The organism is uncultured Ruegeria sp., assembly GCF_947489545.1.
Classification (GTDB): Bacteria; Pseudomonadota; Alphaproteobacteria; order Rhodobacterales; family Rhodobacteraceae; genus Ruegeria.
The window spans coordinates 89,354-113,137 of the sequence record NZ_CANLDZ010000011.1 but is presented as its reverse complement, the minus strand read 5'-3'; the positions used below and the strand labels follow the sequence as shown (position 1 = coordinate 113,137).

At 56.6% G+C, this 23,784-nt stretch carries 22 protein-coding genes, 1 tRNA gene and 1 pseudogene; 11 read left to right on the top strand and 13 right to left on the bottom strand.

Annotated elements, in window-relative coordinates; translation table 11 throughout:
- The first annotated feature begins 241 nt into the window (after positions 1-241).
- Entirely contained in the window at positions 242-1,495 is a 1,254-nt protein-coding gene (locus tag Q1B13_RS15760; RefSeq protein ID WP_299082147.1) for a DNA polymerase IV, read from the top strand.
- 2 nt (positions 1,496-1,497) lie between these two features.
- Here Q1B13_RS15760 and Q1B13_RS15755 read toward each other — a convergent pair whose 3' ends face one another.
- Positions 1,498-2,358: an N-formylglutamate amidohydrolase gene (locus Q1B13_RS15755; protein WP_299081915.1), complete on the bottom strand. Its 861-nt coding sequence runs from the start codon at positions 2,356-2,358 to the stop codon at positions 1,498-1,500.
- A gap of 148 nt (positions 2,359-2,506) precedes the next feature.
- Here Q1B13_RS15755 and Q1B13_RS15750 point away from each other — a divergent pair.
- Both Q1B13_RS15750 and ykgO read left to right on the top strand, forming a co-directional pair.
- Positions 2,507-2,581, top strand: a tRNA-Val gene (locus tag Q1B13_RS15750).
- Between the two features lie 90 nt (positions 2,582-2,671).
- Positions 2,672-2,797 carry a type B 50S ribosomal protein L36 gene (gene ykgO / locus Q1B13_RS15745; RefSeq protein WP_005648635.1) on the top strand — a complete coding sequence of 42 codons (126 nt, stop codon included), beginning with the start codon at positions 2,672-2,674 and terminating at the stop codon, positions 2,795-2,797.
- A 392-nt stretch (positions 2,798-3,189) separates the two neighbouring features.
- Here ykgO and Q1B13_RS15740 read toward each other — a convergent pair.
- The 7 genes and pseudogenes from Q1B13_RS15740 to Q1B13_RS15710 form a co-directional block, all read right to left on the bottom strand.
- Positions 3,190-3,647: pseudogene (locus Q1B13_RS15740) on the bottom strand (transposase).
- A gap of 117 nt (positions 3,648-3,764) precedes the next feature.
- On the bottom strand, positions 3,765-4,229 hold the full coding sequence (locus tag Q1B13_RS15735; protein ID WP_299081918.1) for a hypothetical protein: 465 nt from the start codon (positions 4,227-4,229) through the stop codon (positions 3,765-3,767).
- 438 nt (positions 4,230-4,667) lie between these two features.
- Positions 4,668-6,179: an AMP-binding protein gene (locus tag Q1B13_RS15730; protein ID WP_299081921.1), complete on the bottom strand. Its 1,512-nt coding sequence runs from the start codon at positions 6,177-6,179 to the stop codon at positions 4,668-4,670.
- Entirely contained in the window at positions 6,176-7,579 is a 1,404-nt protein-coding gene (locus tag Q1B13_RS15725) for an aldehyde dehydrogenase family protein (RefSeq protein WP_299081924.1), read from the bottom strand. Before Q1B13_RS15725 ends, Q1B13_RS15730 begins: the two co-directional genes overlap by 4 nt.
- A gap of 60 nt (positions 7,580-7,639) precedes the next feature.
- Positions 7,640-8,602 carry a tripartite tricarboxylate transporter substrate binding protein gene (locus Q1B13_RS15720; protein WP_299081927.1) on the bottom strand — a complete coding sequence of 321 codons (963 nt, stop codon included), beginning with the start codon at positions 8,600-8,602 and terminating at the stop codon, positions 7,640-7,642.
- Positions 8,603-8,652: 50 nt separating this feature from the next.
- Entirely contained in the window at positions 8,653-9,123 is a 471-nt protein-coding gene (locus tag Q1B13_RS15715) for a tripartite tricarboxylate transporter TctB family protein (protein ID WP_299081929.1), read from the bottom strand.
- On the bottom strand, positions 9,120-10,631 hold the full coding sequence (locus Q1B13_RS15710) for a tripartite tricarboxylate transporter permease (RefSeq protein WP_299081932.1): 1,512 nt from the start codon (positions 10,629-10,631) through the stop codon (positions 9,120-9,122). Before Q1B13_RS15710 ends, Q1B13_RS15715 begins: the two co-directional genes overlap by 4 nt.
- Positions 10,632-10,729: 98 nt before the next feature.
- Between Q1B13_RS15710 and Q1B13_RS15705 the strand changes: the two genes are divergently transcribed.
- A complete protein-coding gene (locus Q1B13_RS15705; RefSeq protein WP_299081934.1) occupies positions 10,730-11,752 on the top strand; it encodes a LacI family DNA-binding transcriptional regulator in 1,023 nt (340 codons plus the stop codon).
- Between the two features lie 379 nt (positions 11,753-12,131).
- Here Q1B13_RS15705 and Q1B13_RS15700 read toward each other — a convergent pair whose 3' ends face one another.
- Positions 12,132-12,677 carry a Crp/Fnr family transcriptional regulator gene (locus tag Q1B13_RS15700; RefSeq protein WP_299081937.1) on the bottom strand — a complete coding sequence of 182 codons (546 nt, stop codon included), beginning with the start codon at positions 12,675-12,677 and terminating at the stop codon, positions 12,132-12,134.
- Between the two features lie 79 nt (positions 12,678-12,756).
- On the opposite strand from Q1B13_RS15700, the gene Q1B13_RS15695 reads away from it, so the two are divergent.
- On the top strand, positions 12,757-12,879 hold the full coding sequence (locus tag Q1B13_RS15695; RefSeq protein ID WP_299081939.1) for a hypothetical protein: 123 nt from the start codon (positions 12,757-12,759) through the stop codon (positions 12,877-12,879).
- A gap of 499 nt (positions 12,880-13,378) precedes the next feature.
- A complete protein-coding gene (locus Q1B13_RS15690) occupies positions 13,379-13,723 on the top strand; it encodes a hypothetical protein (RefSeq protein ID WP_299082149.1) in 345 nt (114 codons plus the stop codon).
- On the opposite strand, the gene Q1B13_RS15685 is transcribed toward Q1B13_RS15690, so the two are convergent.
- Positions 13,720-14,778 carry a transporter substrate-binding domain-containing protein gene (locus Q1B13_RS15685; protein ID WP_298937391.1) on the bottom strand — a complete coding sequence of 353 codons (1,059 nt, stop codon included), beginning with the start codon at positions 14,776-14,778 and terminating at the stop codon, positions 13,720-13,722. The two genes, Q1B13_RS15690 and Q1B13_RS15685, sit on opposite strands and share 4 nt — an antisense overlap.
- A gap of 208 nt (positions 14,779-14,986) precedes the next feature.
- Between Q1B13_RS15685 and dapE the strand changes: the two genes are divergently transcribed.
- The 3 genes from dapE to rnr are packed head-to-tail and all read left to right on the top strand — an operon-like array spanning position 14,987 to position 19,021.
- On the top strand, positions 14,987-16,126 hold the full coding sequence (gene dapE / locus Q1B13_RS15680; RefSeq protein ID WP_299081942.1) for a succinyl-diaminopimelate desuccinylase: 1,140 nt from the start codon (positions 14,987-14,989) through the stop codon (positions 16,124-16,126).
- A gap of 3 nt (positions 16,127-16,129) precedes the next feature.
- Positions 16,130-16,705, top strand: a complete 576-nt coding sequence (locus tag Q1B13_RS15675; protein WP_299081945.1) for a TIGR04282 family arsenosugar biosynthesis glycosyltransferase — start codon at positions 16,130-16,132, stop codon at positions 16,703-16,705.
- Positions 16,706-16,762: 57 nt separating this feature from the next.
- Positions 16,763-19,021, top strand: a complete 2,259-nt coding sequence (gene rnr / locus Q1B13_RS15670) for a ribonuclease R (RefSeq protein ID WP_299081948.1) — start codon at positions 16,763-16,765, stop codon at positions 19,019-19,021.
- Here the strand turns inward: rnr and Q1B13_RS15665 are convergent.
- Together Q1B13_RS15665 and Q1B13_RS15660 are read right to left on the bottom strand one after the other, a co-directional pair.
- Positions 19,012-19,398: a DUF1801 domain-containing protein gene (locus Q1B13_RS15665; RefSeq protein WP_299081951.1), complete on the bottom strand. Its 387-nt coding sequence runs from the start codon at positions 19,396-19,398 to the stop codon at positions 19,012-19,014. The two genes, rnr and Q1B13_RS15665, sit on opposite strands and share 10 nt — an antisense overlap.
- On the bottom strand, positions 19,395-20,093 hold the full coding sequence (locus tag Q1B13_RS15660) for a glutathione S-transferase family protein (RefSeq protein ID WP_298937386.1): 699 nt from the start codon (positions 20,091-20,093) through the stop codon (positions 19,395-19,397). Before Q1B13_RS15660 ends, Q1B13_RS15665 begins: the two co-directional genes overlap by 4 nt.
- Positions 20,094-20,176: 83 nt before the next feature.
- On the opposite strand from Q1B13_RS15660, the gene Q1B13_RS15655 reads away from it, so the two are divergent.
- A complete protein-coding gene (locus Q1B13_RS15655; protein ID WP_299081954.1) occupies positions 20,177-20,890 on the top strand; it encodes a YafY family protein in 714 nt (237 codons plus the stop codon).
- Between the two features lie 64 nt (positions 20,891-20,954).
- Positions 20,955-22,271, top strand: coding sequence for a lytic murein transglycosylase (locus Q1B13_RS15650; protein WP_299081957.1), 1,317 nt, complete (start codon positions 20,955-20,957; stop codon positions 22,269-22,271).
- A gap of 58 nt (positions 22,272-22,329) precedes the next feature.
- Here Q1B13_RS15650 and Q1B13_RS15645 read toward each other — a convergent pair whose 3' ends face one another.
- A complete protein-coding gene (locus tag Q1B13_RS15645; protein ID WP_299081959.1) occupies positions 22,330-23,727 on the bottom strand; it encodes an aspartate aminotransferase family protein in 1,398 nt (465 codons plus the stop codon).
- Positions 23,728-23,784: the final 57 nt, after the last annotated feature.

Here is a 23,784-nt window from a genome sequence, read left to right as displayed (position 1 = left end):
AATACACATGAGAAACCCAACTTTTAGGGTCACAAAGCTTAAACCTATCTAAATATTGAGAATTACGGGAGTCTGGGTTTGAGACACTCCCCAACGAACCGTTTCTTCCTGAGGTTCGTTACTTTCCCCCCGCACACTTGCGGGGGGTTTCTTTATGAGCAGATTTACAGGACCTTTGATCGCTGGAAATCGATGGTATAAAGGGCTGCCCGAACTATCCGCGGAACGTGTGGGAACGCAGATGCCCGGTCTTTGCCGAGATTGCCTGACCTCTCTGACAGACGAACGGCGCTGCCCGTCCTGCGGTAGCCCCCGCGTAACGTTGCATGCCGAATTGTTTGATCTGTCTATCGCGCATATGGATTGCGATGCCTTCTACGCCTCGGTCGAAAAGCGCGACAATCCTGAACTGGCGGATAAACCGGTCATCATCGGGGGCGGCAAACGGGGTGTCGTGTCGACGGCCTGTTACGTGGCGCGGATTCGGGGCGTGCGATCGGCCATGCCGATGTTCAAGGCCTTGCAGCTTTGCCCCGAGGCCGTGGTGATCAAACCGCGCATGTCGGTCTATGCCGAAGTGTCCCGCGATATCCGGGCGATGATGGATGAGCTGACCCCGGATGTGGAACCACTGTCGTTGGACGAGGCTTTCATGGATTTGTCCGGCACCAAACGTCTGCATGGCGCACCGCCTGCGATTATGCTGGCGCGTTTGGTCAAGCGGATGAAGGGCGAGTTGGGGCTTACCGGCTCAATAGGGCTGAGTCACAACAAGTTTCTGGCCAAGGTTGCGTCCGACCTCGACAAGCCGCGCGGATTTTCAGTGATCGGCAAAGCCGAAACGGCAGAGTTCTTGCATGACAAGCCGGTGCGGCTGATCTGGGGGATTGGCCCGGCGGCGCAGGAATCGCTTGAGCGAGCCGGTATTCGGGCGTTTTCTGATTTGCTGCGCTGGGATCAAGAGGCGCTGACCGCCCGCTTCGGATCCATGGGATACCGGCTGTGGCATCTGGCGCGTGGGCAAGACAAACGCCGCGTTTCGGCGCATGAGCCGATGAAATCGATCAGCAACGAGACGACATTCTTCGAGGACACAGCAAGTCTGGACATTCTGGATGGTCACATCTGGCGCATGGCTTTGAAAGTGTCCGACCGGGCCAAGGCCAAAGGGTTGGCGGGCCGGGTTGTCACGCTGAAACTGAAGAAGGCCAATCACAAAACTCTGACGCGTCGCTTGTCTTTGCGGGACCCAACTCAGATAGCGGACCGGATTTATCGAACCGCACGCGGCTTGTTTGATCAGGTCGGCGATCAAGGGCCTTACCGTCTATTGGGATGTGGCCTGTCAGATTTGTGTTCTGCGGATCAGGCCGATATCTCAGGTGATTTGCTTGACCCTGATGCCGTGCGCAGATCACAGGCCGAACGGGCCACAGATGAAATCCGTCAGAAGTTTGGGACAGATGCCATTGTTAAAGGGCGCGCGCTGCGGTGAAGTTACTCGGCTGCCAGTCGCATCGGTCGCGCGCCGATGCTGGCGATTTCAGCGATCACTTGCCTAAGAACGTCCGAAAACTCTTCGAAATTGGCGTTCGGTGTGATTTTTTCCTCATCCATGTATAGCGCCCTGTCGATCTCGATCTGGACCGCATGTTGATGCCGTGCGGGCCGGCCGTAAGTTTGCGTAACATAGGCACCCGCAAATGGCGCATTGCGTGCCACGTTAAGCCCCGCCGAGGCAAAGGCAGCTTCGACCCGATCGACAATCTCGCCCGAGGCTGAGGCCCCAAACCGATCACCAAGTACAATATCGGGTCGCTTGCTGCGCGCGGTGCTGGCCATCGCGACGGCCTCATGCGGCATCGAGTGGCAATCGACCAGAATGGCCTGACCAAACTTGCTGTGCGATTCGGCTAGCAGAGATTTGAGACGCGCATGGTAAGGTCGCCAGTACGTGTCGATCCGCAACCGCGCCTCATCCATGGTCAGCTTGCCACGGTAAATGGCACGCCCGTTCGCCACAACACGCGGGATCACACCCAGCCCCGATGCAACACGCGGGTTATGCCCATGTCTGCGGGCTCCGCTGATCAAAGCGGGGTCGAGCTCATCTGCACTGCGGTTCAGGTCAAGATAGGCCCGCGGCATGGCGGCTTGAATGAATGGCGCGCCTTGATCGGCGGCTGATGCGAACAACAAATCGACAAACGCGTCTTCTGAGGATCGAATCACATTGCGATTCAAAACAGAACGCGTCAGAAGCGCTTCGGGATAGTCCCGCCCGCTATGTGGCGAAGAAAAAACCGCACAAGAGCTGCGGATTTCGGGCATATCCAATACAAAGGCCGCGTTCTGCATGATCCCTCCATGTTCACATTGAACATAGACCGGAAAATAGTTCTACCAAACCCCTTGAACCCATTTGCGACTCCTTTTATAGACCCCGCTACCGGCGCGGGTATCCGCGCCCCATTTCGTTGTGGGGCAAGGTTCGCAAAGGGTTCATGGGCGGTTAGCTCAGCGGTAGAGCACTTCGTTGACATCGAAGGGGTCACAAGTTCGATCCTTGTACCGCCCACCATGATTTCACTGTTCCGGGTTTCCGGGACACCCGACTAACCCAGGCGCTGGCCACGTCCTTGATGAAGGCGCCGCAGATTGGAGACAGACCATGAAGGTCAAGAACTCGCTCCGCTCGCTCAAGAACCGGCACCGTGATTGCCGGGTTGTGCGTCGCAAAGGCCGCGTCTACGTGATCAACAAGACGCAGCGCAAGTTCAAAGCTCGCCAGGGCTAAGAACTGCATACTTCAAGTCGAGAGAACCGCGCTGCAGAGCGCGGTTTTTTTGTTTGCAGCAACTAGGCAATGTTGGCTTTGCGGAGAAAGCAGCCGATAGCTGCACCGTGACAGATTTGTTTCGCGTGAACGAATGCGGTGCGGACACATTGGAGTTTCACTGCAGGCGAATTGCCGTAGACGTCTTCATTGCATACGCACATTTATTTGACGATAGCAGTAAAGAGTCAAAACGCCAAAGCACTGGACGCCTCTCCACTGCATATTGCGTATGATTAAACATGCAGGAATTAACTAGGTTAAAAAAGATGGCAATCGGCTAGGCTCAGGACTCATACCCAACAGATGACGAGAGCGGCAATCGCGATTGCTGACAGGAAGACCTTCGGGCATCAGTCGTAGCGGGTCGCAACCCTCCGCCAATCCTTGAGCCTGCCGAACATGATCTCGATCCGGTTGCGTCGTTCATAGCGCCGCTTGTCGTGCCGGATAGTCGATTTGCGTTGTTTCCGACCGGGGATACCGGCACGTATCCCTTTGTCTTTCAGCGCTTCTTGAACCATTCGGCGTCGTAACCGCGGTCCCCAAGACGCCATTCGACCTTCGGCAGGCTGCCAAACAGCATCTCGGCGAATACCCCTTTGTTGCTCCACCGCTTCCAGCGGTTGCAGAGCGTCATATGCGGGCCGTATTCTCTCCGCGCATCGCGCCAGCGTAACCCATTGCGACTGATGAAGATAATGCCACTCAGGACGCGCCTGTCATCAACGCGAGGCATTTGGTGGGGTTTAGGAATGAAGGGTTCCAGACGCGACATCTGCTCGTCGCTCAACCAGAAAAGATCAGACATGTTCACCGCTTGTTTTCGCGGCGCTGAACCATGCAGAACAACGGAAATCAATCGGTCATGAGTCTAACACGTGAAGAATGACCGCGACGAGCCCAGAGCCGACTATTTCGACCCGTACTAAACGGGATGCTGCTTAACTACTTTTAACTTTCTGGAGTGGCCCTTCCAAAGCTCGACACGGTAGTGGTCGTTTCCATCAAGGCCATCATCTGAAAGCTTGTCCAAGTTGGCATACAGCACACGTACTTCATAGCAGCCGCTTTCTATAGCTAGCCGTTCCGCATCCGGATAGTAATCTGTGCAGCCAGCGAAAACTAACCGACCTGAAGGCACGCCAATCGAAAACTCAACGACATGATTCCACAAAGATAAATCTAAGTCGGGTGAACGGTCAGAAACGACGATTCTCACCGGAACTTCCATGTTTCGAGCTGTGCTAACGGCAAAGGCGTTAGCCTCTAGAGCAAGTCGTGAGTTGATTGCTACGTCCGTCCATGAGTCACCGTCGATTCCATCCGACTGCTCATCTTGAACGTAAAATTGGAAATAGTCGGCGAATAGCTCAAACTGTACATCGGTCATTTGATGAAGCCTATACAATCAATGAACGCGGTCAAACGGCAACTAGGTCCCGCTTGTGCGGACATAGCAGGAGTTCATGAAACGGATGGGCGGCAGGTATTTGTAATTCGTTTTGTCGACGAGATAATGAGCGGGTTTTACTCCTCACCAGCCTTGGCTTCTGGAGAAATTGCGTTTGCATAGGCCTCAGCAATGGCGCGCATGACGTCCAGGCAGATTGGGGCACGCAGGAGCTGTACTGCCTCCGGTCGGATATCCCCCAGGAAACGTCATCAAACGTTTTGCGCCGCGCCGCTGTGGCTTGGGCGTCAAATATGTCGCTGTTCTCAAGAAGGATCTGCCAAACGTCTTCTTCGAGCAAAGTAGGAGTGCCCATCATCGGAGATCTTCGAACAGATGGCTGCCTGAACTAAGGGAGGGTCTGACTGGCAAGCATGTTCAACTGGCCGGTGATCCAGTTAATGATACCAGTTTAATCCTTTGTATCTTACCGGAAGGGCCTTTGGGTAAGTCGTCGAGCACATGAATGACATCGGGTGTTTTGAATGAGCCGAGTTTTTCGCGGCAAATCGCTATTAGATGTTCAGGTGCCACCCTCGTATCGTCCTTCAGCTTCACGGCAGCCTCGACCCGTTCACCATAGGTTTTGCAGGGGCGTGCGAATGCGGCAGCTTCGATGACATCTGGGTGCGAATAGAGGGCTTCATCTATCTCACGCGGCGCGATGTTTTCACCGCCCTTAATGATCAGTTCTTTGAGCCGCCCTGTTACAAAGACGTAGCCATCGTTATCCAAATGTCCCAAATCGCCCGTACGCAACCAACCATCTGAAGTGAACGTTTCTTGCGTTGCATCGGGGTTCTTAAAATACTCACGCATCACATTGGGCCCGCGCACTGCAATCTCACCCTGGGTGTTGGGCCCGCGTGGTTCCAACGCGGCAGACAAAATACAAACGTCATTGCCAATAGCCTTGCCGGGTGAACCAATCTTGCGAATCCCAGGCGGTAACGGATTCGACAGGATTTGAGCGGCGGTTTCGGTTAGGCCCATCGTCTCAACAATTGGGACGTCAAAACGTTTCTCGAAGTTGTTCTGAACATCAGGCGCAAGGGCCGCCGAAGCTGAACGCCCAAACCGCAGTCGTTCTCGCACGTTTGGCGAGGGCCCGGTCTCTGAATGCAACAGATGCGAAATGATCGTCGGAACCACCGAGAACCAAGTCGCCTGTGCGCTTTCACATTGGTCCCAGAACCTACTGGCCGAGAATTTTTCGGCCACAGCCAGCGCGCCCCCGCAAATGAGCGTGCCCAGCACGGTAACGCACAGCCCGTTAATGTGGTTGATCGGCAAAACACACAGGCCGATGTCTTTCGATGTGAGGTCATGTGCAATCGTGGGCGTCCAGCCCCCGGCGAGTAGGCTTGAATTGCTATGTACCACGCCTTTGGGCTGCCCCGTTGTGCCAGAGGTATACATCAACAGGGCATCATCATCCGGTAACAGATCATACAGATCGACGGGGTTCGTGCCGTCTGCCTGGGGTAGTTGTCGAAGCACATCCGTTCGAACCCGGTTAAACAGATCTTGCTGGGCTGCACCCACCAGCGCGATGCGGGCCTCGCAATGATCCAGCGCATAGCGGATGGCATCATCACCCGCTGCAAGGTTGATCACGGTGGCCCGAAACCCTCCGTACAAGACACCGTAGAGACACTCGATCGCCTCGCGCCCGTTTGGTTGCATGATCGCGACACTGGCGCTTTTCTCAAGGCCCTGCGCGGTAAGCCGAGCAGCCAGATTCCGCGCGCGGTTCCGCAATTGGTTCCAAGTGAGCGGCGCACCCCCGTCAAAGAAGAGATAGCCGCTGCGCTCGCCGGACATGACCGCGCGGTGGTCGAGCCAGTCGCGGACCGTGCCCTGCGGGGGGGCGGTTGGGCTTACTTTCATTTTCCCACATCCGCCCAGTAGTCGGCAAAGATATCCTCAACCGCGGGCTCATTCGGAGCAATTTCGCGGATGATTCTGGTAGTTTGCAGGAAGTGCCGCCAATGCAGATTGTCATCTATTGAGTTTCCGCCCCAGCTGCCACACCCCATCGACAGCGAAAACGGCATGCCGTTGGTGAAAGAGCCACCGGTCGCAAAGGTGTGGGCTTGGTTTACGATAACCCGGCAGGTCGGCAAAGACTGTCCCAGTTCAACAGCGCGGCTGTCCCTTGACGTGTGAATTCCGATCGAATGCCCTGCGCCCTGATAATCCAGAATGCGAGCGGCGATCTTACGTGCGTCGTCGTAATCACGCGCGCGGTAAAGCGCGGCTACGCGGCTGAGTTTTTCGCCAGACAGCGGATGGTCCGGGCCGATGCCATCAGTTTCGACCACGAGGAACCTCGACCCCGCCGGAACCTGATCCGCCAGCCCCAGGGCCTCGAACGTCTGGTCGGCATCCTGCGCGATTACGGATCGGTTGAGATGACCATCAGGCCAAAGCCGGGTCACTATGGCGGCTTCATCTTTTGACAGTGCGCCGCCCTCCTCGGCGAGGGCCGCAACAAAACCATCGTAGACTGCATCAACCACGATCATCGAGTTCTCGGACGAACATGACGTGGCATTGTCAAAGGTCTTTGATGCGGTGATCTTCTGCGCAGCAGCTTTCAGATCGGCTGTTTCATCCACGATCACTGTCACGTTTCCGGGGCCCACGGCCACGGCGGGGGTTCCACAGGTCTGGGCGCGGTGGACGTTATTCTGGCTGCCGGTACAGACCACAAGGTCGGACTGCTCCATCATGGCCTGTGTCTTGGCTTTGGACCCTGGGGCCGGGATCATCTGCACCAGATCATGATCCAGGCCGAGCCTGTCGAACTCGGTATGAATGAACTCCAGCAACAACTCGCAGCTCGCGACGCCTTTCGGGGACGGTGCCACCACAACGGAATTGCCGCATTTCAGCGCATTGATGATGTTGTTCGCCGGCGTCGCCGCGGGGTTGGTTGACGGGACCACAGCCCCAACCACACCCATCGGGCGCGCGATTTCCGTGATGCCCGTCTCGGCATTGTCATCGATAACGCCTTGCGTCTTCAGGCCTTTGAGGTCGCGCATCAAGCCTAGTGTCTTGCGATGGTTCTTTGTGATCTTGTCCGGCACGTTGCCTAGACCGGTTGTTTTCACTGCCAGTTCGGCCAGCGCCGTATTGCGGGATGGCTCCATGATGGCCCAGGCGGCGGCTTCGGCGGCCCGGTCATAGCGCTGTTGATCCGCGCCGGTTTCATAGGCCTTTTGCGCGCTGCGCGCGCGGGCCATGATCGCGTGGACCTGAGCAATGTCATCATGTGCATTCATGTTGGTCATCCTTGTAAAGTGAACAGGGCGAGGGCCGCCCTGTTCACAAAGGTGCTGATATCAGAGTCCGGCCAGCAGGGCCTTGAGGGTTTCTTCCCGCGCGGCCCACATGGCCTGGACTTCTTCGCGGTCCATGATGTGCATGGGCGAGCCGCCAGCCGCCATTTTCTTGGCCACACGGTCATTATTGAACATTTCGGGAACCGTTGCCGCCAGCGTTTCGATGACCTCGGGCGGGGTTCCTTTGGGCACCATGATGCCACGGAAGTTTACGCTGGCATTGTCGATGTCATATCCCTGCTCCTTAAGGGTCGGGACATCCGGCAGAAAGTCATTGCGCTCTAGGTCAAAGACCCCAAGGATTTTGACATTTCCCGCCTCTTGTGCGCGGAAGGCATCGGACAGATTGTTCACCCCGCCCATAACATCGCCTGCGATCACCGCTTTCATCGCAGCGGCCCCGCCACCCTTTGTGGGGATATAGGCCATTTTCACACCTGCCGCCTTTTCCAGCTGCAGCGCGGCGATGTGGTGCCCGACAAACAGGCCGGCCCCTGAGAATGTCAGCTTGCCGGGGTTGTCCTTGGCGAAGGTTACCAGGTCGTCCATCGAATTCATCGGGCTGTCAGCCGCCACGACAAATACCGCCGGGTCCGCACCCCAATTGGCGATGGGTTCAAAGCTGTCCGTCGAATACTCCACGCCACCCTTAATCGACTGGGCGATGAAATGCGGAACGTTGTAGGCGGCCAGCGTATACCCATCCGCGTCAGCCTGGGTGGCGAACCAGTTCCAGCCCACGCGCCCACCGGCACCGGGCTTGTTGATGATGGCGACCGGCATCCCCAGCGCATCCTCATTGCCGGCAGTCATGGTCACAATCCGCGCCTGAAAGTCCGTCGCCCCGCCAGCACCGTAGCTCACCATCATCATCACTGGGCGCTCGGGGTAGTCCTCGGCAAGCGCTGCGCCTCCGGCCAGTGTCGTTAGCGCCAGCGTGGCCGCTGTAAGTAGGTTCTTCATTGTATCGTCCTCCCTAGGATCGGTTGCCAGATGCGTTGATCGCACCTTGTTCAGAATAGAATTTCGCGGGGTGTGTAGACCTTGAGAAGCATGGCAAAGAGGCCATACATCACCGCCAGATAGACCGCTGTGATTATCGCGCGCCGGACCCATGTCCTGACCTCGCGATGGGGGGCCGGGTCATAGAGCGATAGCAATATGAAAAAGGCAATGGCACCTGCGGTGTAGAACCCCAACGCCTTGGCGGCCCAGAACACATAGACCAGCGCAATCACCAGACCCGGCAGTAGATTGGCCATGTCATCCGTGCCCAAGCCGTGTCCCACCTTGGTCCAACCGAGCAGTGCTTTGAAGAAAGTCCAGAGCGCCAGAACAACAAACACGGTCGAGATCAGCCGCGGGAACAAAAACGCCTCGGACGGTTGCTGCGTATAGCTGATCCACGCCACCCAAACCCCAACGGCGGCGACAAGCCCGGATGCACAAACATGTTGCAGACGCGGAAGGCTTGAGGTGCTCATCCCATGATCTCCTCTTTTGAGATGTACCGGCGGGTCCGCAACTCCATCCATACCGAGTAGAGGATCGAGGCGATCACCACGGCGATAAGGACAATATTCAGCGTGCCGGTCAGGAAGTAGGCTCCAAGCCCGTCAGTGGCACCGGCTATCATGCTGCCCTGAATGAAATTGGCCTCGGCAATGGGGCCAAGGATCAGCCCTAGCACCAGCGGTGCCGCGGAAAACCCGAACCGTTCCAGAAAATACATCATCACCCCTAGCGTCGCCATCACATAGACATCACCCATCGACGACTGGACCGAATAGCTGCCGAACACCGCAAGTCCCAGCACAACGGCGGCCATGACGCTTTGGGGCACCTGAGCGATCCGCGCGGCCAACCCCGCCACATAGAGGCCGAAGATGCACATCAGAACCTGCCCGATCAGCATCGAATTGATGAAGGTCCAGGCCACGTCTGGATGGTTGTCAAACAGATCGGTGCCCGGGAAAATTCCATGGATCAGAAGGCCGCCCAAAAGCACCGCCGCCGTTGGCGAGCCCGGGATCGACAGAGTCAGCAGTGGAACCAGACTGGGACCGACCATGGCATTGTTGGCGGCTTCCGCAGCGATAACGCCTTCGGAATGGCCCTTGCCGAATTTCTCGCGCTCGGGGCTGAACTTCTTGGTCTGGTCATAGGCGACAAGACCCGCAATCTGCCCGCCCACACCTGGGATCAGACCGATGAACGAGCCGGTAACGGTGCCGATCGTCAGGGCGCGTGGCCGGCGAACCAGCTCGCGGATAGCGTCCTTGATCGAATGTTTCTCGACTTCGATCACCTCGGCCGCTGACGAAGTGCGTCCCTTGGCAAACATGGTCAGTACCTGCGGGATGGCAAACAAGCCTATTAGTGCTGCGATAATGTTGATGCCGCCACCAAGGGCTGGGTGAAAGATGAACCGCTGCGCTCCCATGATGTCGTCGAACCCGATCGTGGCCAGCCACAACCCGATACACCCCGACAACAGCCCCTTGACCACCGAAGCGCTATCCAGCGACCCAATCACGGTCACGCCCAGGATCGCGAGCCAGAACAGGTGGCTGGGACCAAACGCCAAAGCCCATTGCGACAGAACCGGTGTCAGGAAAATGAGTAACAGCACACCGATGACGCCGCCAACGGCTGAAGCCAGAAAGCTAAGCTGCAAAGCCCGCGCGCCTTTGCCCTGCTTTGCCATCGTGTGCCCGTCCAGCGTTGTCGCAATATTGGCCGGTGCCCCCGGGATCTTGAGTAGGATGGCGCTGACTGCACCGCCCGCGACAGTCGACGTGTAGGCGGCACCAAGAAGGATCAGGCCCTGCACCGGCTGAAGATGGAAGGTAAACGGAATAAGCAGCGCAACGGCCATGGTCGGTGACAGCCCTGGCGTGGCGCCAAGAAGCAACCCCCCAATTGTGCCCAAAAGCAAAAGCCCGAACGACACAGGCGAGAACACGTCTCCGAAGTAATACAGAAATTCCAAGTCGATATCCCGTCTCTCGTCACCGATTGACATAGAAGCCTAGGTGATGAAAATAGTTTTGCAAATGTTTTCATTTTTGTGCACATTTTATGGATTAAATGACTGATAAAAAACAAAATAAACCGGATATTGTAGATGTTGCACGTATTGCGCGCGTGTCGATTTCAACCGTGTCCCGCAGCTACAATCACCCCGAGCTGGTCAAGCCTGCGACTCGGAAAAAGATCGAGCGCGCGGTGCAGAAACTGGGCTATATCCGCAACCGGGCGGCACAGGTCATGCATGGTCGGCGAAGTGGGACGATCGGCCTTGTCGTGCCCACAATCGACAACGCGATTTTTGCCGAACTGATTCAGTCTTTTTCCGACAAACTAGACCAACACGGGTTTACCATGCTGATTGCGTCACACGGGTTCGATCTGGATCGTGAATATAAAATGCTGCGCAAGCTGTTGGAACATCGTGTGGATGGGCTGGCGGTGATCGGGCTGGAACACTCGGATCCCACCTATCAGTTGATCGAACAGCAGAATATCCCAACGGTTGCGATCTGGAACTACAACAAGTCCTCGGCCCTGTCCTGTATCGGCGTGGACAACGCAGAGGCCGGCAGGCTGGCCGCGCGCCATCTGATTTCGCTTGGACACCGCAAGATTGGTCTTGTATTTCCAGCCCCCTCGGGAAATGACCGTGCCTACGATCGACTGAACGGCGCTGTGTCTGAGTTTCGAACCGCAGGTATCGAAATCCCCGAAAGCTGGCGGCTGGAGGCCCCCTATAGCGTCCGGGAGGCAAAACGCGCCAGCATTCTGTTACTTGAACAGGGGCATAGACCAACTGCCATTCTCTGCGGCAATGACATTATCGCGCAGGGTGTCCTTTATGCCAGCAACCATTTGAGCCTGAAAGTGCCTGATGACTTATCGATTATGGGCATCGGGGACTTCAAGGGGTCGGCTGAGGTAGAGCCGTCTCTGTCTACAATCAGGATACCGGCCAAACGGATCGGGCTTATGGCGGCGGAATTGATTTCAGATACAATTGCAGGACAGCACCCTGATATCACAGCGATGAAGCTTGAGCTCCGCGTTATGGCTCGACACTCCACATCACGACTTTGAGAAGTTCAATGGCTGTGATTACTTATCTCCGAGCGACAGCTGCGTTCACGACGAATTTCAAATGTCCGCATTGACCAAGATGACATTGAAACTTTGCATCCGCAGCGAATGACTGCTTGCCGAAAAGCGGACCTTCGCCACCTAGCAGCGATGCGGAAAGGGGGGCTCTTTCTGAGGTAGTCTGCCCTTCGCGTCAGCGAACAGTCACAGCCCAAATCAGACCTTCAAAACCACGTTCTGCAATTTCAGCTTTGCGAGACAGAGTGTGAATTCGCTGCGGTGGTCAGAACATCTGTCTTCGGGTTTTGAACGGTCGCGGAACTATTGTTCACAGTCCAAAGCGTTCCGGATGTCATTCAAAAGCTGTAACTGTTTGTGTCTATTCTTTCAGAGTACGACGCCCGTTCACCCGTGTCTTGATCCGGCTCAATCCGACCGGTGTCACTCCCAGATACCGTGCAATATCGTTTTGCGTCACTTTGTCGAGAAGCGCAGGTGTATTTGCAAGCAGCCGCCTGTAGCGTTCCTCGGCTGAAAGGCATAGCAATTCGTACTCGCGCAATTCCTTGCGTATGCCAAAGCTTAAGAGGAAGTCGACCATCGCCTTAGATAGTTCGATATCTGCGCAGCTGGCCTCGTAAAGGTCTGAAAACTCCAGCGCGATAAGCTCGCTTTGCTCCACGCAAACCAGGCTGAAAGTACAGCTTTCCTTCTGATATCCCGCAGCGAGGCTGCCGATCTTTCCACCAGGCATGATGAATGATTTGATGTTCTCCTTGCCGTCCTCCGACAGGTAGTAGGCCTTCAACAGACCGCTTCTCACTATGTACAGCGACGAGTCCTGATCACCTTGACGGAACAGATGGTCACCTGCGTCCTTCTTGAGTGGCCGACCGCTGGCTGCGATAAAGTCAGAGATATTCATACGTTTTAACCCGCGTTTATTTCAGAAATCCGTCGTCCGCCTAGTGTGTGCTCAATTCACGAGTACACGGGATTATGACATGGAAATCCGAAACAAGCATATCATCACCACCGGTGGCGCATCGGGCCTCGGGCTCGAATTGTTGCGCAAGCTGGTGGCAGATAACCAGGTCTCGTCATCGCGAGGCGGTCCTGCAGCCTGATCGCCTTGCTGACGTCCTCACCGATGTGGCAATATATGAGGCCGATCTTGCAGATGTGAGCGCTGTGGAAAGAGCCACCGAGGCGCTCGTGAAAGCCGGCCCTCCCATCGATTTTCTGATCAATAATGCGGCGGTGCAGAACACGCGCCGTTTCACAGACGTCGATTTCCGTTATTAGATCATCCGGCGGGAAATCGACATCAATTTCACCTCGATATGCGCGCTCGTGCATCTCCTTTTGCCCAGCTTGATGCAGTCCGAGCCTTCTATCTGCGCAATCGTCGCGCTGAACGCTGTGTTGTGGACATCCTGGATGGTATTCAAACGGCGCGGAGGAGGACAGAACGCTGGAGCGCAGGAAATGAGATGTACGCCAGACCAACGCTAAGCGTCGCTCATGCATTGGACAGCATTCGATACGTTGGGCTCTTTGCAGACATCGGCAACGTATCAGCGGTTGAACTTGACCGCGATCATGCATGCGGCTAATGCCCGCGCTATGGAAAAACAAAAGAAACCCTCGCGTCAGCAAGTCTACACACTGTTGGTTCAGATTGGCCGCAAAGAGGGCGACGGCCTGCCCGAGGGTGCAACAGGGGCGGCTTTGATGTGTTTTGCCAGCGGTGTCGACGAGGCCGAGGCCGTGCGCGAAACTGTGGCTATTCTGAAGCAGGCCGATACTGCGCCGCTGGATGTCACCGGCTATGGAACACTGGCCGAGCGTGAGGAGCAGGGGCATGAGATCGATCCGGATGAGCGCGGCCTAATGCAGCGCGCATTGGATGAAAACTCAGTTATAGTCGCGCAGATGACACCGTTTTTCGGAGACGAGGCCAAGGCCTAGTTCCGGTTGCCGAACCACTTGCGGTAAATCTCGTCGTAGGTGCCGTCCTCGCGCAAGGCGAGCAGTGCCTGGTTCACATCTTCCACCAGGGGTGAGCCGCTTGGGAAGGCCATGCCGTAATTCTCTCTCAGGAAAACCCCGCCGGTCATCGTAGCCATCTGGCGGCCTTCATGGGCTGCAAAATAGGACAGGATCGGTGCATCAAAGACCACCGCGTCCAGGTCTTCGGCCTTGAACGCGTTCAACATTTCATCGAGCCCAGGATAGCCAGAGAATTCTATTTCGCGACGGTTCAGGAAGCTGGCAGCAGTTGATCCCGAAATTGTACCGACATTCTTGCCATATAGATCATTTACCGAGTTCACATTGCCTGTGATCGCATCGACCGTCATGACCGAGGTGATGCGCGCCGTAAACACCGATACGATAAACAGGGACGATACAACCAGTACAACGCCGAGCAGCCGGCCAAAGGGAGTGCGTGGCATCCGCTCTTCAAAACCACCATTCACAACCAGGTTGAGCGCCCACCAGAAAGATGGAAACCAGGCTTCGTTCAGATTGCGGTCGAAATAGGGTTGGGCGCGGCGTTCGAACCCCCACATCATCATGCCGCCGCCCAACAAGATCGCAAAGGCCAGGCCGATGGCGATGAACAACTCTCGAGACAGCAGCGCCTGCAGCAAGGATGGACGCCGCGCGGCATCCGATGGCACCATGATCTGCAGCCCGGCCTCAAAAATCGGCTGAGTGAAATCCATCTGTGTTTCACGTTTGGCCGTAATCGAGATATTGGCAATCGCCATATCCGCGGATCCATCCTGAACCGCGTTCAGCATCTCGGCAAAGGACCCCACGCGATTGACCGAGTAGTCCCAATTTAAGGACTCGGCGAGCGCGCTCAGCAGATCAATTGAGAAACCAGTATCTGCCCCGTCTTCAACATAGGAAAACGGGGGGCGGGACACAGTTGTAACCGTTAAGGACTGAGCCAGGCTTTGCTGTGCGAGAACGGCGAAAGTCAGGCAGATCAATCCGAAGAGTGAGCGCTTCATATTCATATGACCTGTTTCGCGGCGCTCTAGCGCGATTACGTGGCGACGGGCAAGGTCGCCGCCAAGTTAAGTTTCATGTTTTCTGGGCGTCTCAGGGCGAGACACCAGAAGAATGGCGATGTGAAATTTAGTGAATGGGGTTGGCAAATCGGCCAATTCGTTGAATCTGTGTGTGTTCCCGAGCGCTGATAACTTTGAGAGGACCTAAATGACCGACCCAGTTCAATTGACGGCGGACCTGATCCGTTGCCCATCGGTCACACCAGAAGAGGGTGGTGCTTTGGTCTTGCTTGCGTCGGTTTTGACCAATGCGGGCTTTGAATGCGCGCGCGTGGATCGTGGTGGCATCTGCAACCTGTTCGCACGTTGGGGACAAAAAGCCCATGCACGTAGCTTTGGGTTCAATGGCCACACAGATGTCGTGCCGGTGGGGGATAAGGCCGCATGGACGACGCCGCCGTTCGGGGCCGAAATCCGAAATGGCGTGATGTATGGCCGCGGGGCCACGGACATGAAATCGGGGGTCGCAGCGTTCGTTGCGGCTGCCGTGGATTTTGTCAGCGAAACACCACCGGACGGCGCCATCATCCTGACCATTACCGGAGACGAAGAAGCGGATGCGTTGGACGGAACAACGGCCCTGTTGGACTATATGGCCGATGCCGGGGAACGCATGTCTGTTTGCCTTGTGGGCGAGCCCACATGTCCGAACGAAATGGGAGAGATGATCAAAATCGGACGGCGCGGTTCGATGACCGCCTGGTTTACGATCACCGGGGTGCAGGGGCACTCGGCCTATCCACATCGCGCAAAAAACCCGCTGCCGGCTATGGCGCGACTGATGGATCGGCTGGCCAGCCACGAGTTGGATCAAGGAACTGCGCATTTTGATGCATCGACACTTGCCGTCGTGACGATTGACACCGGAAATACCGCGACCAATGTCATTCCGGCTCAGTGTACTGGCACGGTTAACATTCGCTTTAACGACATGCATTCCGGTGCCAGTCTCAGTGACTGGCTGCAGCACGAGGCCGATCAGGTGGCCGCCACTTACGGTGTCGAGGTTGAAGCCAGAATCAAAATCTCGGGCGAAAGCTTTCTGACCCCGCCGGGGCCATTGTCGGACCTGGTCGCGAAATCTGTAGAAGCGGAAACCGGTGTGAAGCCCGAGTTGTCGACAACAGGTGGAACATCGGATGCCCGTTTTGTGAAGAACCATTGCCCGGTAGTGGAATTTGGGTTGGTTGGCCGCACGATGCATCAAGTCGATGAATGCGTAGAGGTCGCGCAGATCGAGCAGTTAAAGGCCATCTATACACGGATTTTGACAGAATATTTTGCCTGAATCATGCAACGTACATTGATTATCATGATCAAAGAACCCCGTCCGGGCCGGGTCAAAACGCGGCTTGGGCGCGATATTGGCATGGTTGGTGCGGCGTGGTGGTTTCGGCATCAGACACGATCGTTGATCCGACGTTTGCGTGACCCTCGATGGCGGATTGTGCTGGCCGTATCACCAGATCGGGAAGGGCTGAACAGCCGGATCTGGCCAGCTGACCTGACACGAACGCCGCAGGGACGCGGCGATCTTGGCGCCAGAATGGGACGGTTGCTTTGGTCGACGCCGAAAGGGCCGGTTTGCCTGATTGGCGCGGACATTCCAGGTATCACACGCGGGCACGTGGCGCGGGCTTTTCACGTGTTGGGCAGATCTCAGATGGTGTTTGGCCCCGCGCCGGATGGCGGATATTGGCTGGTCGGTGCGCAGCGATATGGCGCGTTGTCGCCGGCGCTGTTCGAGGGTGTGAGGTGGTCGACCAAGCATGCGCTAGCAGACACGCTGGCTTCCGTTTCGGGATACCGAACTACACTGTTGGACAATCTGCGCGACGTTGATACCGTGGCCGATCTGCCAAGCTGACCCAAATCGCCGTTTTTTGGTCATGACGCGGTCGTACGCCCGTGTTAGGCCGAAGATATGACTCGCATCCCCACCAAGCAGGAGGTCCTGGACTGGATCTCGGCAAACCCCACCCTGACTTCAAAACGCGATATCGCTAAGGCTTTTGGCATCAAAGGCGCGGCTCGGATCGATTTGAAGCGTATCCTGCGCGAGCTGGAGGCCGAGGGGCATCTGGAAAAGCGCAATCGCAGCTACCGCGATCCTGATCGGTTGCCACCTGTCAGCGTTTTACAGGTGAAAGCGCCCAATTCGGACGGCGATCTGTTTGCCCGGCCGTTGGAATGGCATGGCGAAGGGGTGGAACCCATTGTCCTGATCATCCCGCGGGCCAGCGATCCAGCTTTGGGCGAAGGTGATCGCATTCTGGCCCGGCTAACCGTGGTGCATGAGGAAGACCATAATTACGAAGCCCGCCTGATCCGCCGCATTGGATCCAACCCGCGCCGCGTTGTGGGGATCTTCCGCAAAGGGGCCGAAGGTGGCCGGATCGTGCCCATCGACAAGGCGGGCCAGACCGAGTGGCTGGTGCAAGATGGCGCAGATCACGGTGCCAAAGACGGAGAGTTGGTCGAGGCTGAGCAGGCCGGACCGAAGACCCGTATGGGCCTGCCCCGCGCGCGCATTGTCGAGCGTCTGGGCGACCCGTCTGCACCCAAGGCGGTTTCGCTGATTGCCATTCATCAACACGGAATTCCTGATGACTTCCCGGACAAGGTGATCGAAGAGGCCGACAAGGCCAGACCTGTTGGACTGAAAGGGCGCGAAGATCTGCGCGACATGCCGTTGCTGACCATCGATCCGTCTGATGCGCGTGATCATGATGATGCGTGCTACGCACACGCAGATGACGACCCCAAAAACCCGGGCGGGCATGTGATCTGGGTCGCGATTGCAGATGTCGCCGCCTATGTTCAGCCCGGCACGGCGCTGGACCGCGAGGCGCGTAAACGCGGAAACTCCAGCTATTTCCCGGATCGAGTTGTGCCAATGCTGCCGGATCGGCTGTCCGGGGACCTGTGTTCACTGCACGAAGGCGTACCAAGGGCTTGTATCGCGGTGCGGATGCAAATCGATGCAGACGGGAATAAGATCGGCCATCGTTTTGTGCGCGGTCTAATGCGGTCTGCGGCGTCCTTGCACTATGCCGAAGTGCAAGAGGCCATCGATGGCTCGGTGAACGACAAGACAGGGCCGTTGTTAGAGCCGGTTCTGAAGCCGCTCTACGCCGCCTATGCAGCGCTAAAAAAGGCGCGGGCGGAACGTCAACCGCTGGATCTCGACCTGCCGGAACGCAAGATCATCCTCAGTGAACAAGGTGAGGTGCAAAGCGTTGCCTTTCGCGATCGGCTAGACGCACATCGGCTGATCGAAGAATTCATGATCCTGGCCAATGTCTCGGCGGCGGAAACCCTGATTGCCAAGCGTCGTCCACTGCTGTTCCGCGTGCACGAGGAACCTGCGCCTGAAAAACTGGAAAGCCTTCGTGAAACCGCGCAGGCCGCCGGTCTAAACCTGGCCAAGGGGCAGGTGCTGCAAACCCGTCATCTGAACGCACTGCTGAATGCTGCAGCTGGCACCGAGGATGCCGAGTTGATCAACCTGAGCACGCTGCGCTCGATGGCCCAGGCCTACTACAACCCTGCAAACTTCGGCCACTTTGGCTTGGCACTGCGGAACTATGCGCATTTTACCTCGCCCATTCGTCGTTACGCGGACCTGATCGTTCACCGCGCGCTGATTACTGCCCATAACTGGGGCAATGACGGGCTGACCGAGGAAGAGATTGACCGACTGGAAGAGACCGCCACCCATATCTCGGACACAGAACGCCGTTCTATGATGGCTGAACGGGATACCACAGATCGATACCTTGCCGCCTATCTCAGCGAACGTGTTGGCAACGAGTTCTCCGGACGGATCAGCGGCATTGCCCGGTTTGGGGCATTTGTGAAGATGGATGAAACTGGGGCGGATGGGCTGGTTCCCGTACGATCGCTGGGGCGCGAGTTTTTCCATTTCGACCAAGAGGCGGGCACGTTGATGGGCTCAGACACTGGCTTGATCATTGCGATCGGGCAGCGTGTCACCGTCCGCTTGACCGAGGCAACACCCGTGACAGGCGGCTTGGAACTGGAATTACTATCCATCGACGATCAGGCCCTGCCACGTGGGCGCGGGACGGGCAAAAAGCCCACGCGCCGGAAAGCAGTCAGCACGAAACGCAAGAAAGACAAGATCAAACGCAAGATCGAACGTAAGCGCCGTCAGAGGTGATAGGTCAAAGCCCGTGCGATCAACCATCCGTGGCGTGTTTCGTCGATCTGATCGGGTGAGCCGAACAGAACCGCCCGGTTGCCGTCGATCCGATCTTCGCCGGGAAAGGTCGTTGTGAAATCGCCCATCAATCGGCTTTGGCAGTGCACGAACAGTGCAAACTGGGCCGATTTGTGCCCACCCAGCCGAATTGTTGATCCTTTTGGCGCCAGGTACGCCGGTTGCCCCCACCGCAATGCCTCCTGCAGCGGCTGAGCGGTGGGCAAAGATGCCGCTGTTTCCAGTATCAGTTCCCGTAGTTTCAGGACACCGGTTCGCGTATCCTGCGGCAGCGCGCCAAACGCTGCCGCAACGGCTGGATCTTCTATCTGTCTCATGTCAGCGGCAATGCCTCTTCCACCCGATCCACGTAGCTGTTGAGTAGAGTATCCTGTTTGATGCGTTGCGTCAGCGGGGTATCGACGGGTGTTGCTCGCATTGCAGCCAACATCGGGCCAACGCTCATGTCGGCAGAGGTCGGCTGGTTGCCCATCAGGAAGGGCGATTGCCATAGATAGGCCGAGATCGCCTCAAGGTCGCGCTCTACCCGGTCCAGTCGTTCCGGCAGTGAAAACCGGCCGATCCCTTGCGAATTGATCCCTTTCAGTACCGCTTTTCTGATCGAACTGGATACTGGTTTGCGGATAAGCGCCGGAATTCCAGTAAAAAACGTCTCACGCAGGATTGGCCACACCTCGTCATTGCCCCAGCGGTCCAGCACGATGTGAAAATATAGGTGTTCTTCAGCCGTGCGAACCAAGGTTCGGGATTGCGCCTTTTGAATGTCCGTGAGGCCTTTATCAAAGTCCGCCCCCTGTTGTTCTAACCATGTACGGATCATGTCGCTGTCAGGGACCAGCCGTTCTGGGGTGCGCAGCACCGGCAATTTCTGATGCGGCATCTTGCGCGGATCAAGCATGTCAGACCGCCGCCAGGCTTGTCCTGACTGCCGCAGCATGAACGCGCTTTTGACGCAAAATGGGCTGGCACTGAACAGGCCGAAGGCAGAGGGGTAAGTGAGAAGGGTCAGCATGTTTCGCTCCATCTTTTGGGATGGCTGATAGGTATCTTGCGCTGATGACAATTCCTGTCATCAGAGTTAGGTTAGGATGTGTTATGTCCCGCACTGCTCGCCTGTTCCAATTGATGCAAGCCCTGCGCTCTGGTCCGTCGCCAAAAACGTCGATTCAGCTGGCACAGGATCTGGGTGTTTCTGCCCGCACGATCCATCGGGATGTCGATGCGCTGCGTGGCTTGGGGGCTGTCATTGACGGTGAAGCGGGGTTTGGATTTACCCTGATCGAAGACGCCACGCTGCCACCATTGGGATTTACAGATAATGAGCTGGAGGCATTGGTCCTGGGCCTGCGCGAGGTTCAGGTGATCGGTGATCCTGCCTTATCGGAAGCTGCCAGTGCAGCGCTGCATAAATTACAGGGGCGCCTTCCGCAGCGACAGTCCCATAGGTTGAGCCACGCGGTCTTGGCCGCTACGCGATTCAACAGACCGCCAGCCCCGACGATTGAAGTCGCTGCATTACGCCAAGCGACCTGGGATGAACGCACGATCGAGTTCTCGTATACGGACGCAAAAGGAAGCGACACGCGTCGGTGCGTGAACCCGTTGAGTATCGTTTACATGGATCGTTCGAACGTATTGCTAAGCTGGTGCCATCTCAGGCAGGATTTTCGTGTCTTTCGTCTGGACCGGATGCACGAGATGTTGGTTACAGATCAAAGCTTTCGACCAAACCGGGTGCCGATGTTGCGCGATGCGTTAGAGCGCATCCGCGCAAACCACACGGCGAAGGAAAACGATTCGCAACGTTGAGTGCTTTGTGATTTTCCGATTTTGCGCTATCCTACGGTTGAGCAGTAAACAGGAAAAATCCGGAATGCGTAAATGCGTAGGCGGCGTTATGACCGTGGCATTGTGGGCATCCATCGTACAGGCGGAAACCACAGACAATAGTCTGGGGCCCGAAACCGGGCCTTTGGACAAAACGATACAACTTGCATCTGCGGACGTTACCGTCTCGGTGCGACCGATACCCCGACCGACAGCTGAGGTGTTGCGCGTGTCGACAGAAGGCAATGCACGGTTTGAGGCCTGGTTGGGGTCTTTCCAAAAACGGGCAAGTCAGCAGGGCGTCTCGCAGACAACTCTGGTCAGGGCTTTGTCCAACGTAACCTATGACAAGGACGTCATAAAACGCGACCGCAATCAGGCCGAATTCTCAAAACCGATCTGGGAATATCTGGATTCAGCAGTCTCTGACACCCGGATTTCCAATGGACGTGAATCTCTGGACCGGTATCGTCAGATACTGGAACAGATAGAAGCCCAATATGGGGTCGAAAAAGAGGTTGTCACAGCTATTTGGGGGCTGGAAACTGCATTCGGATCATACCGGGGAAACAACCAAACCATCCGCTCTCTGGCGACATTGGCATTTGACGCACGGCGGGCGCAGTTCTTTGAAACCCAGCTGATCGCGGCATTGCAGATCATCCAGTCAGGTGATGTCAGCGCCGGAAACATGGTCGGCAGCTGGGCCGGAGCGATGGGGCATACGCAGTTTATGCCGACCTCGTATCTAGATCATGCCGTAGATTTCGATGGGGACGGTCGGCGGGATATCTGGTCCGATGATCCGACGGATGCGCTGGCTTCAGCAGCGGCGTATCTGGCGCGGCACGGGTGGACCAAAGGCCAGCCATGGGGTGTTGAAGTGAACCTGCCGGACGGGTTCGACTTTTCGTCAGCTAAGCGCGAATTCACTCTGATGCCGTCCGAATGGGCCGCGCAGGGCGTGGTGGCACCGGATGGCGCTCCGGTGCCAGACTATGGGCAGGCCGCAATTTTGCTTCCGGCAGGCGGGCAAGGTGTTGCATTGATGATTTTCGAAAATTTCAAGGTGATCGAGGCATACAATGGGGCGGATGCCTATGTTATCGGTATTGGCCATTTGTCTGACCGATTGGCCGGGCGCGGCGCGTTTCGATCTGATTGGCCGCGCGGTGATCGGGTATTGAGTTTCACCGAGCGTAAAGAGTTGCAGACACGCCTGACACAAGCTGGATTTGATACGCAATCAATTGACGGGCGCATTGGGCCAAACACAATTGACGCATTGCGCGCCTATCAAGTGGCGCAGGGTTTGCCACCAGATGGTTATGCCACCCTGCAGTTGTTGGAGCGTTTACGGTAAAAGATAAGGGGCAGTCTCGTTGACCGCCCCTTGTGTTTCGATGCCTCGGCCAGGAAGCTCAGGACGCAGCTTTCATCAGACCCTGCTTGATGATCTCTGCATGCGCTTCGTCCAGAGATTTGTGAATGCGTTCGAACATCTCGTCGATGTCTGCGGGGGTCAAGATCAGCGGCGGCGAGATGATCATCCGGTCACCCACATGGCGCATGATCAGGTTGCTGGCAAAGCAACGATCCCTGCAGATGTAACCAACGGTGCCAGGCTCTGATGCAAATTTCGCCCGGCTTGCTTTATCTGGCGTCAGGGCAATGGATGCCATCATGCCGACGATCTTGGCCTCACCCACCAGCGGATGATCTGCCAATGCTTCCCACTTTTTCTTCAGATATGGGGCAGCCACGTCGCGTACGTGATCGACGATCTTTTCTTCCTCAAGAATGCGCAGGTTCTCAAGCGCTACGGCTGCGGCCACAGGGTGGCCGGAATAGGTGTAGCCGTGGTTGAATTCGGTGCCCCCGATCACTTTGGCGATCTCATCATTGACGATCGATCCACCAATCGGCGCATAGCCAGAGCTGAGGCCCTTGGCGATGGTCATGATATGCGGCTTGATCCCAACGGTCTGTGATCCGAACCAATTGCCAGTGCGACCAAACCCGCAGATCACCTCGTCGGCAATCAGCAGGATTTGGTATTTGTCGCAGATACGCTGAATTTCGGGCCAATATGTATCGGGCGCCACAATGACGCCGCCTGCGCCTTGCACCGGTTCAGCAATAAACGCCGCGACGCGGTCTTCGCCCAATTCCAGAATGGCGTCTTCCAGCTCGCGCGCGCGGGCCAAGCCAAAATCTTCCGGCGACATCTCACCCCCTTCAGCCCACCAGTTAGGTTGGTTGATGTGGTGAATGTTCGGAATCGGGATACCGCCCTGTGCGTGCATACCCGCCATTCCACCCAAAGAAGCCGATCCCACTGACGATCCGTGATAGGCATTCTTGCGGCTGATGATGATGTTTTTGTCAGGCTGACCTTTCTCGGCCCAATAGGTGCGCACGAGGCGAATATTGGTGTCGTTTGCCTCGGACCCTCCGGCTGCGAAGAAAACGTGGTTCAGATCACCCGGCGCCAATTCAGCAATCTTGGCTGCCAGCGCGATAACCGGAATATGAGTCGTTTTGAAAAAGGTGTTGTAATAGGGAAGCTCTCGCATCTGACGCGCGGCGACGTCCGCAAGTTCGTCACGACCGTATCCGATATTGACGCACCAAAGACCGGCCATGGCGTCCAGAATTTCTTCGCCCTCGCTATCGGTCAAATATACGCCGTCCGCGCGGGTAATCACGCGCGCGCCTTCCTGACCCAACGCGCCATTGGCGGAAAACGGGTGGAGGTGATGCGCCGCATCCAGTGCCTGTAGTTCGGCGGTCGGCATATGATTGGTGATGGTGGACATCGGAGAATCTCCTGCAAGAGCGATTGGAGATCACAATATGATCAAATTCTGCGCTGT

Excerpts from the sequence above, each read along its gene's own strand:
- Q1B13_RS15760 (WP_299082147.1), top strand. The coding sequence starts at position 242 with ATGCCCGGTCTTTGCCGAGATTGCCTGACCTCTCTGACAGACGAACGG.
- Q1B13_RS15755 (WP_299081915.1), bottom strand. The coding sequence starts at position 2,358 with ATGCAGAACGCGGCCTTTGTATTGGATATGCCCGAAATCCGCAGCTCT.
- ykgO (WP_005648635.1), top strand. The coding sequence starts at position 2,672 with ATGAAGGTCAAGAACTCGCTCCGCTCGCTCAAGAACCGGCACCGTGAT.
- Q1B13_RS15735 (WP_299081918.1), bottom strand. The coding sequence starts at position 4,229 with ATGACCGATGTACAGTTTGAGCTATTCGCCGACTATTTCCAATTTTAC.
- Q1B13_RS15730 (WP_299081921.1), bottom strand. The coding sequence starts at position 6,179 with ATGAAAGTAAGCCCAACCGCCCCCCCGCAGGGCACGGTCCGCGACTGG.
- Q1B13_RS15725 (WP_299081924.1), bottom strand. The coding sequence starts at position 7,579 with ATGAATGCACATGATGACATTGCTCAGGTCCACGCGATCATGGCCCGC.
- Q1B13_RS15720 (WP_299081927.1), bottom strand. The coding sequence starts at position 8,602 with ATGAAGAACCTACTTACAGCGGCCACGCTGGCGCTAACGACACTGGCC.
- Q1B13_RS15715 (WP_299081929.1), bottom strand. The coding sequence starts at position 9,123 with ATGAGCACCTCAAGCCTTCCGCGTCTGCAACATGTTTGTGCATCCGGG.
- Q1B13_RS15705 (WP_299081934.1), top strand. The coding sequence starts at position 10,730 with ATGACTGATAAAAAACAAAATAAACCGGATATTGTAGATGTTGCACGT.
- Q1B13_RS15700 (WP_299081937.1), bottom strand. The coding sequence starts at position 12,677 with ATGAATATCTCTGACTTTATCGCAGCCAGCGGTCGGCCACTCAAGAAG.
- Q1B13_RS15695 (WP_299081939.1), top strand. The coding sequence starts at position 12,757 with ATGGAAATCCGAAACAAGCATATCATCACCACCGGTGGCGCATCGGGC.
- Q1B13_RS15690 (WP_299082149.1), top strand. The coding sequence starts at position 13,379 with ATGGAAAAACAAAAGAAACCCTCGCGTCAGCAAGTCTACACACTGTTG.
- Q1B13_RS15685 (WP_298937391.1), bottom strand. The coding sequence starts at position 14,778 with ATGAAGCGCTCACTCTTCGGATTGATCTGCCTGACTTTCGCCGTTCTC.
- dapE (WP_299081942.1), top strand. The coding sequence starts at position 14,987 with ATGACCGACCCAGTTCAATTGACGGCGGACCTGATCCGTTGCCCATCG.
- Q1B13_RS15675 (WP_299081945.1), top strand. The coding sequence starts at position 16,130 with ATGCAACGTACATTGATTATCATGATCAAAGAACCCCGTCCGGGCCGG.
- rnr (WP_299081948.1), top strand. The coding sequence starts at position 16,763 with ATGACTCGCATCCCCACCAAGCAGGAGGTCCTGGACTGGATCTCGGCA.
- Q1B13_RS15665 (WP_299081951.1), bottom strand. The coding sequence starts at position 19,398 with ATGAGACAGATAGAAGATCCAGCCGTTGCGGCAGCGTTTGGCGCGCTG.
- Q1B13_RS15660 (WP_298937386.1), bottom strand. The coding sequence starts at position 20,093 with ATGCTGACCCTTCTCACTTACCCCTCTGCCTTCGGCCTGTTCAGTGCC.
- Q1B13_RS15655 (WP_299081954.1), top strand. The coding sequence starts at position 20,177 with ATGTCCCGCACTGCTCGCCTGTTCCAATTGATGCAAGCCCTGCGCTCT.
- Q1B13_RS15650 (WP_299081957.1), top strand. The coding sequence starts at position 20,955 with ATGCGTAAATGCGTAGGCGGCGTTATGACCGTGGCATTGTGGGCATCC.
- Q1B13_RS15645 (WP_299081959.1), bottom strand. The coding sequence starts at position 23,727 with ATGTCCACCATCACCAATCATATGCCGACCGCCGAACTACAGGCACTG.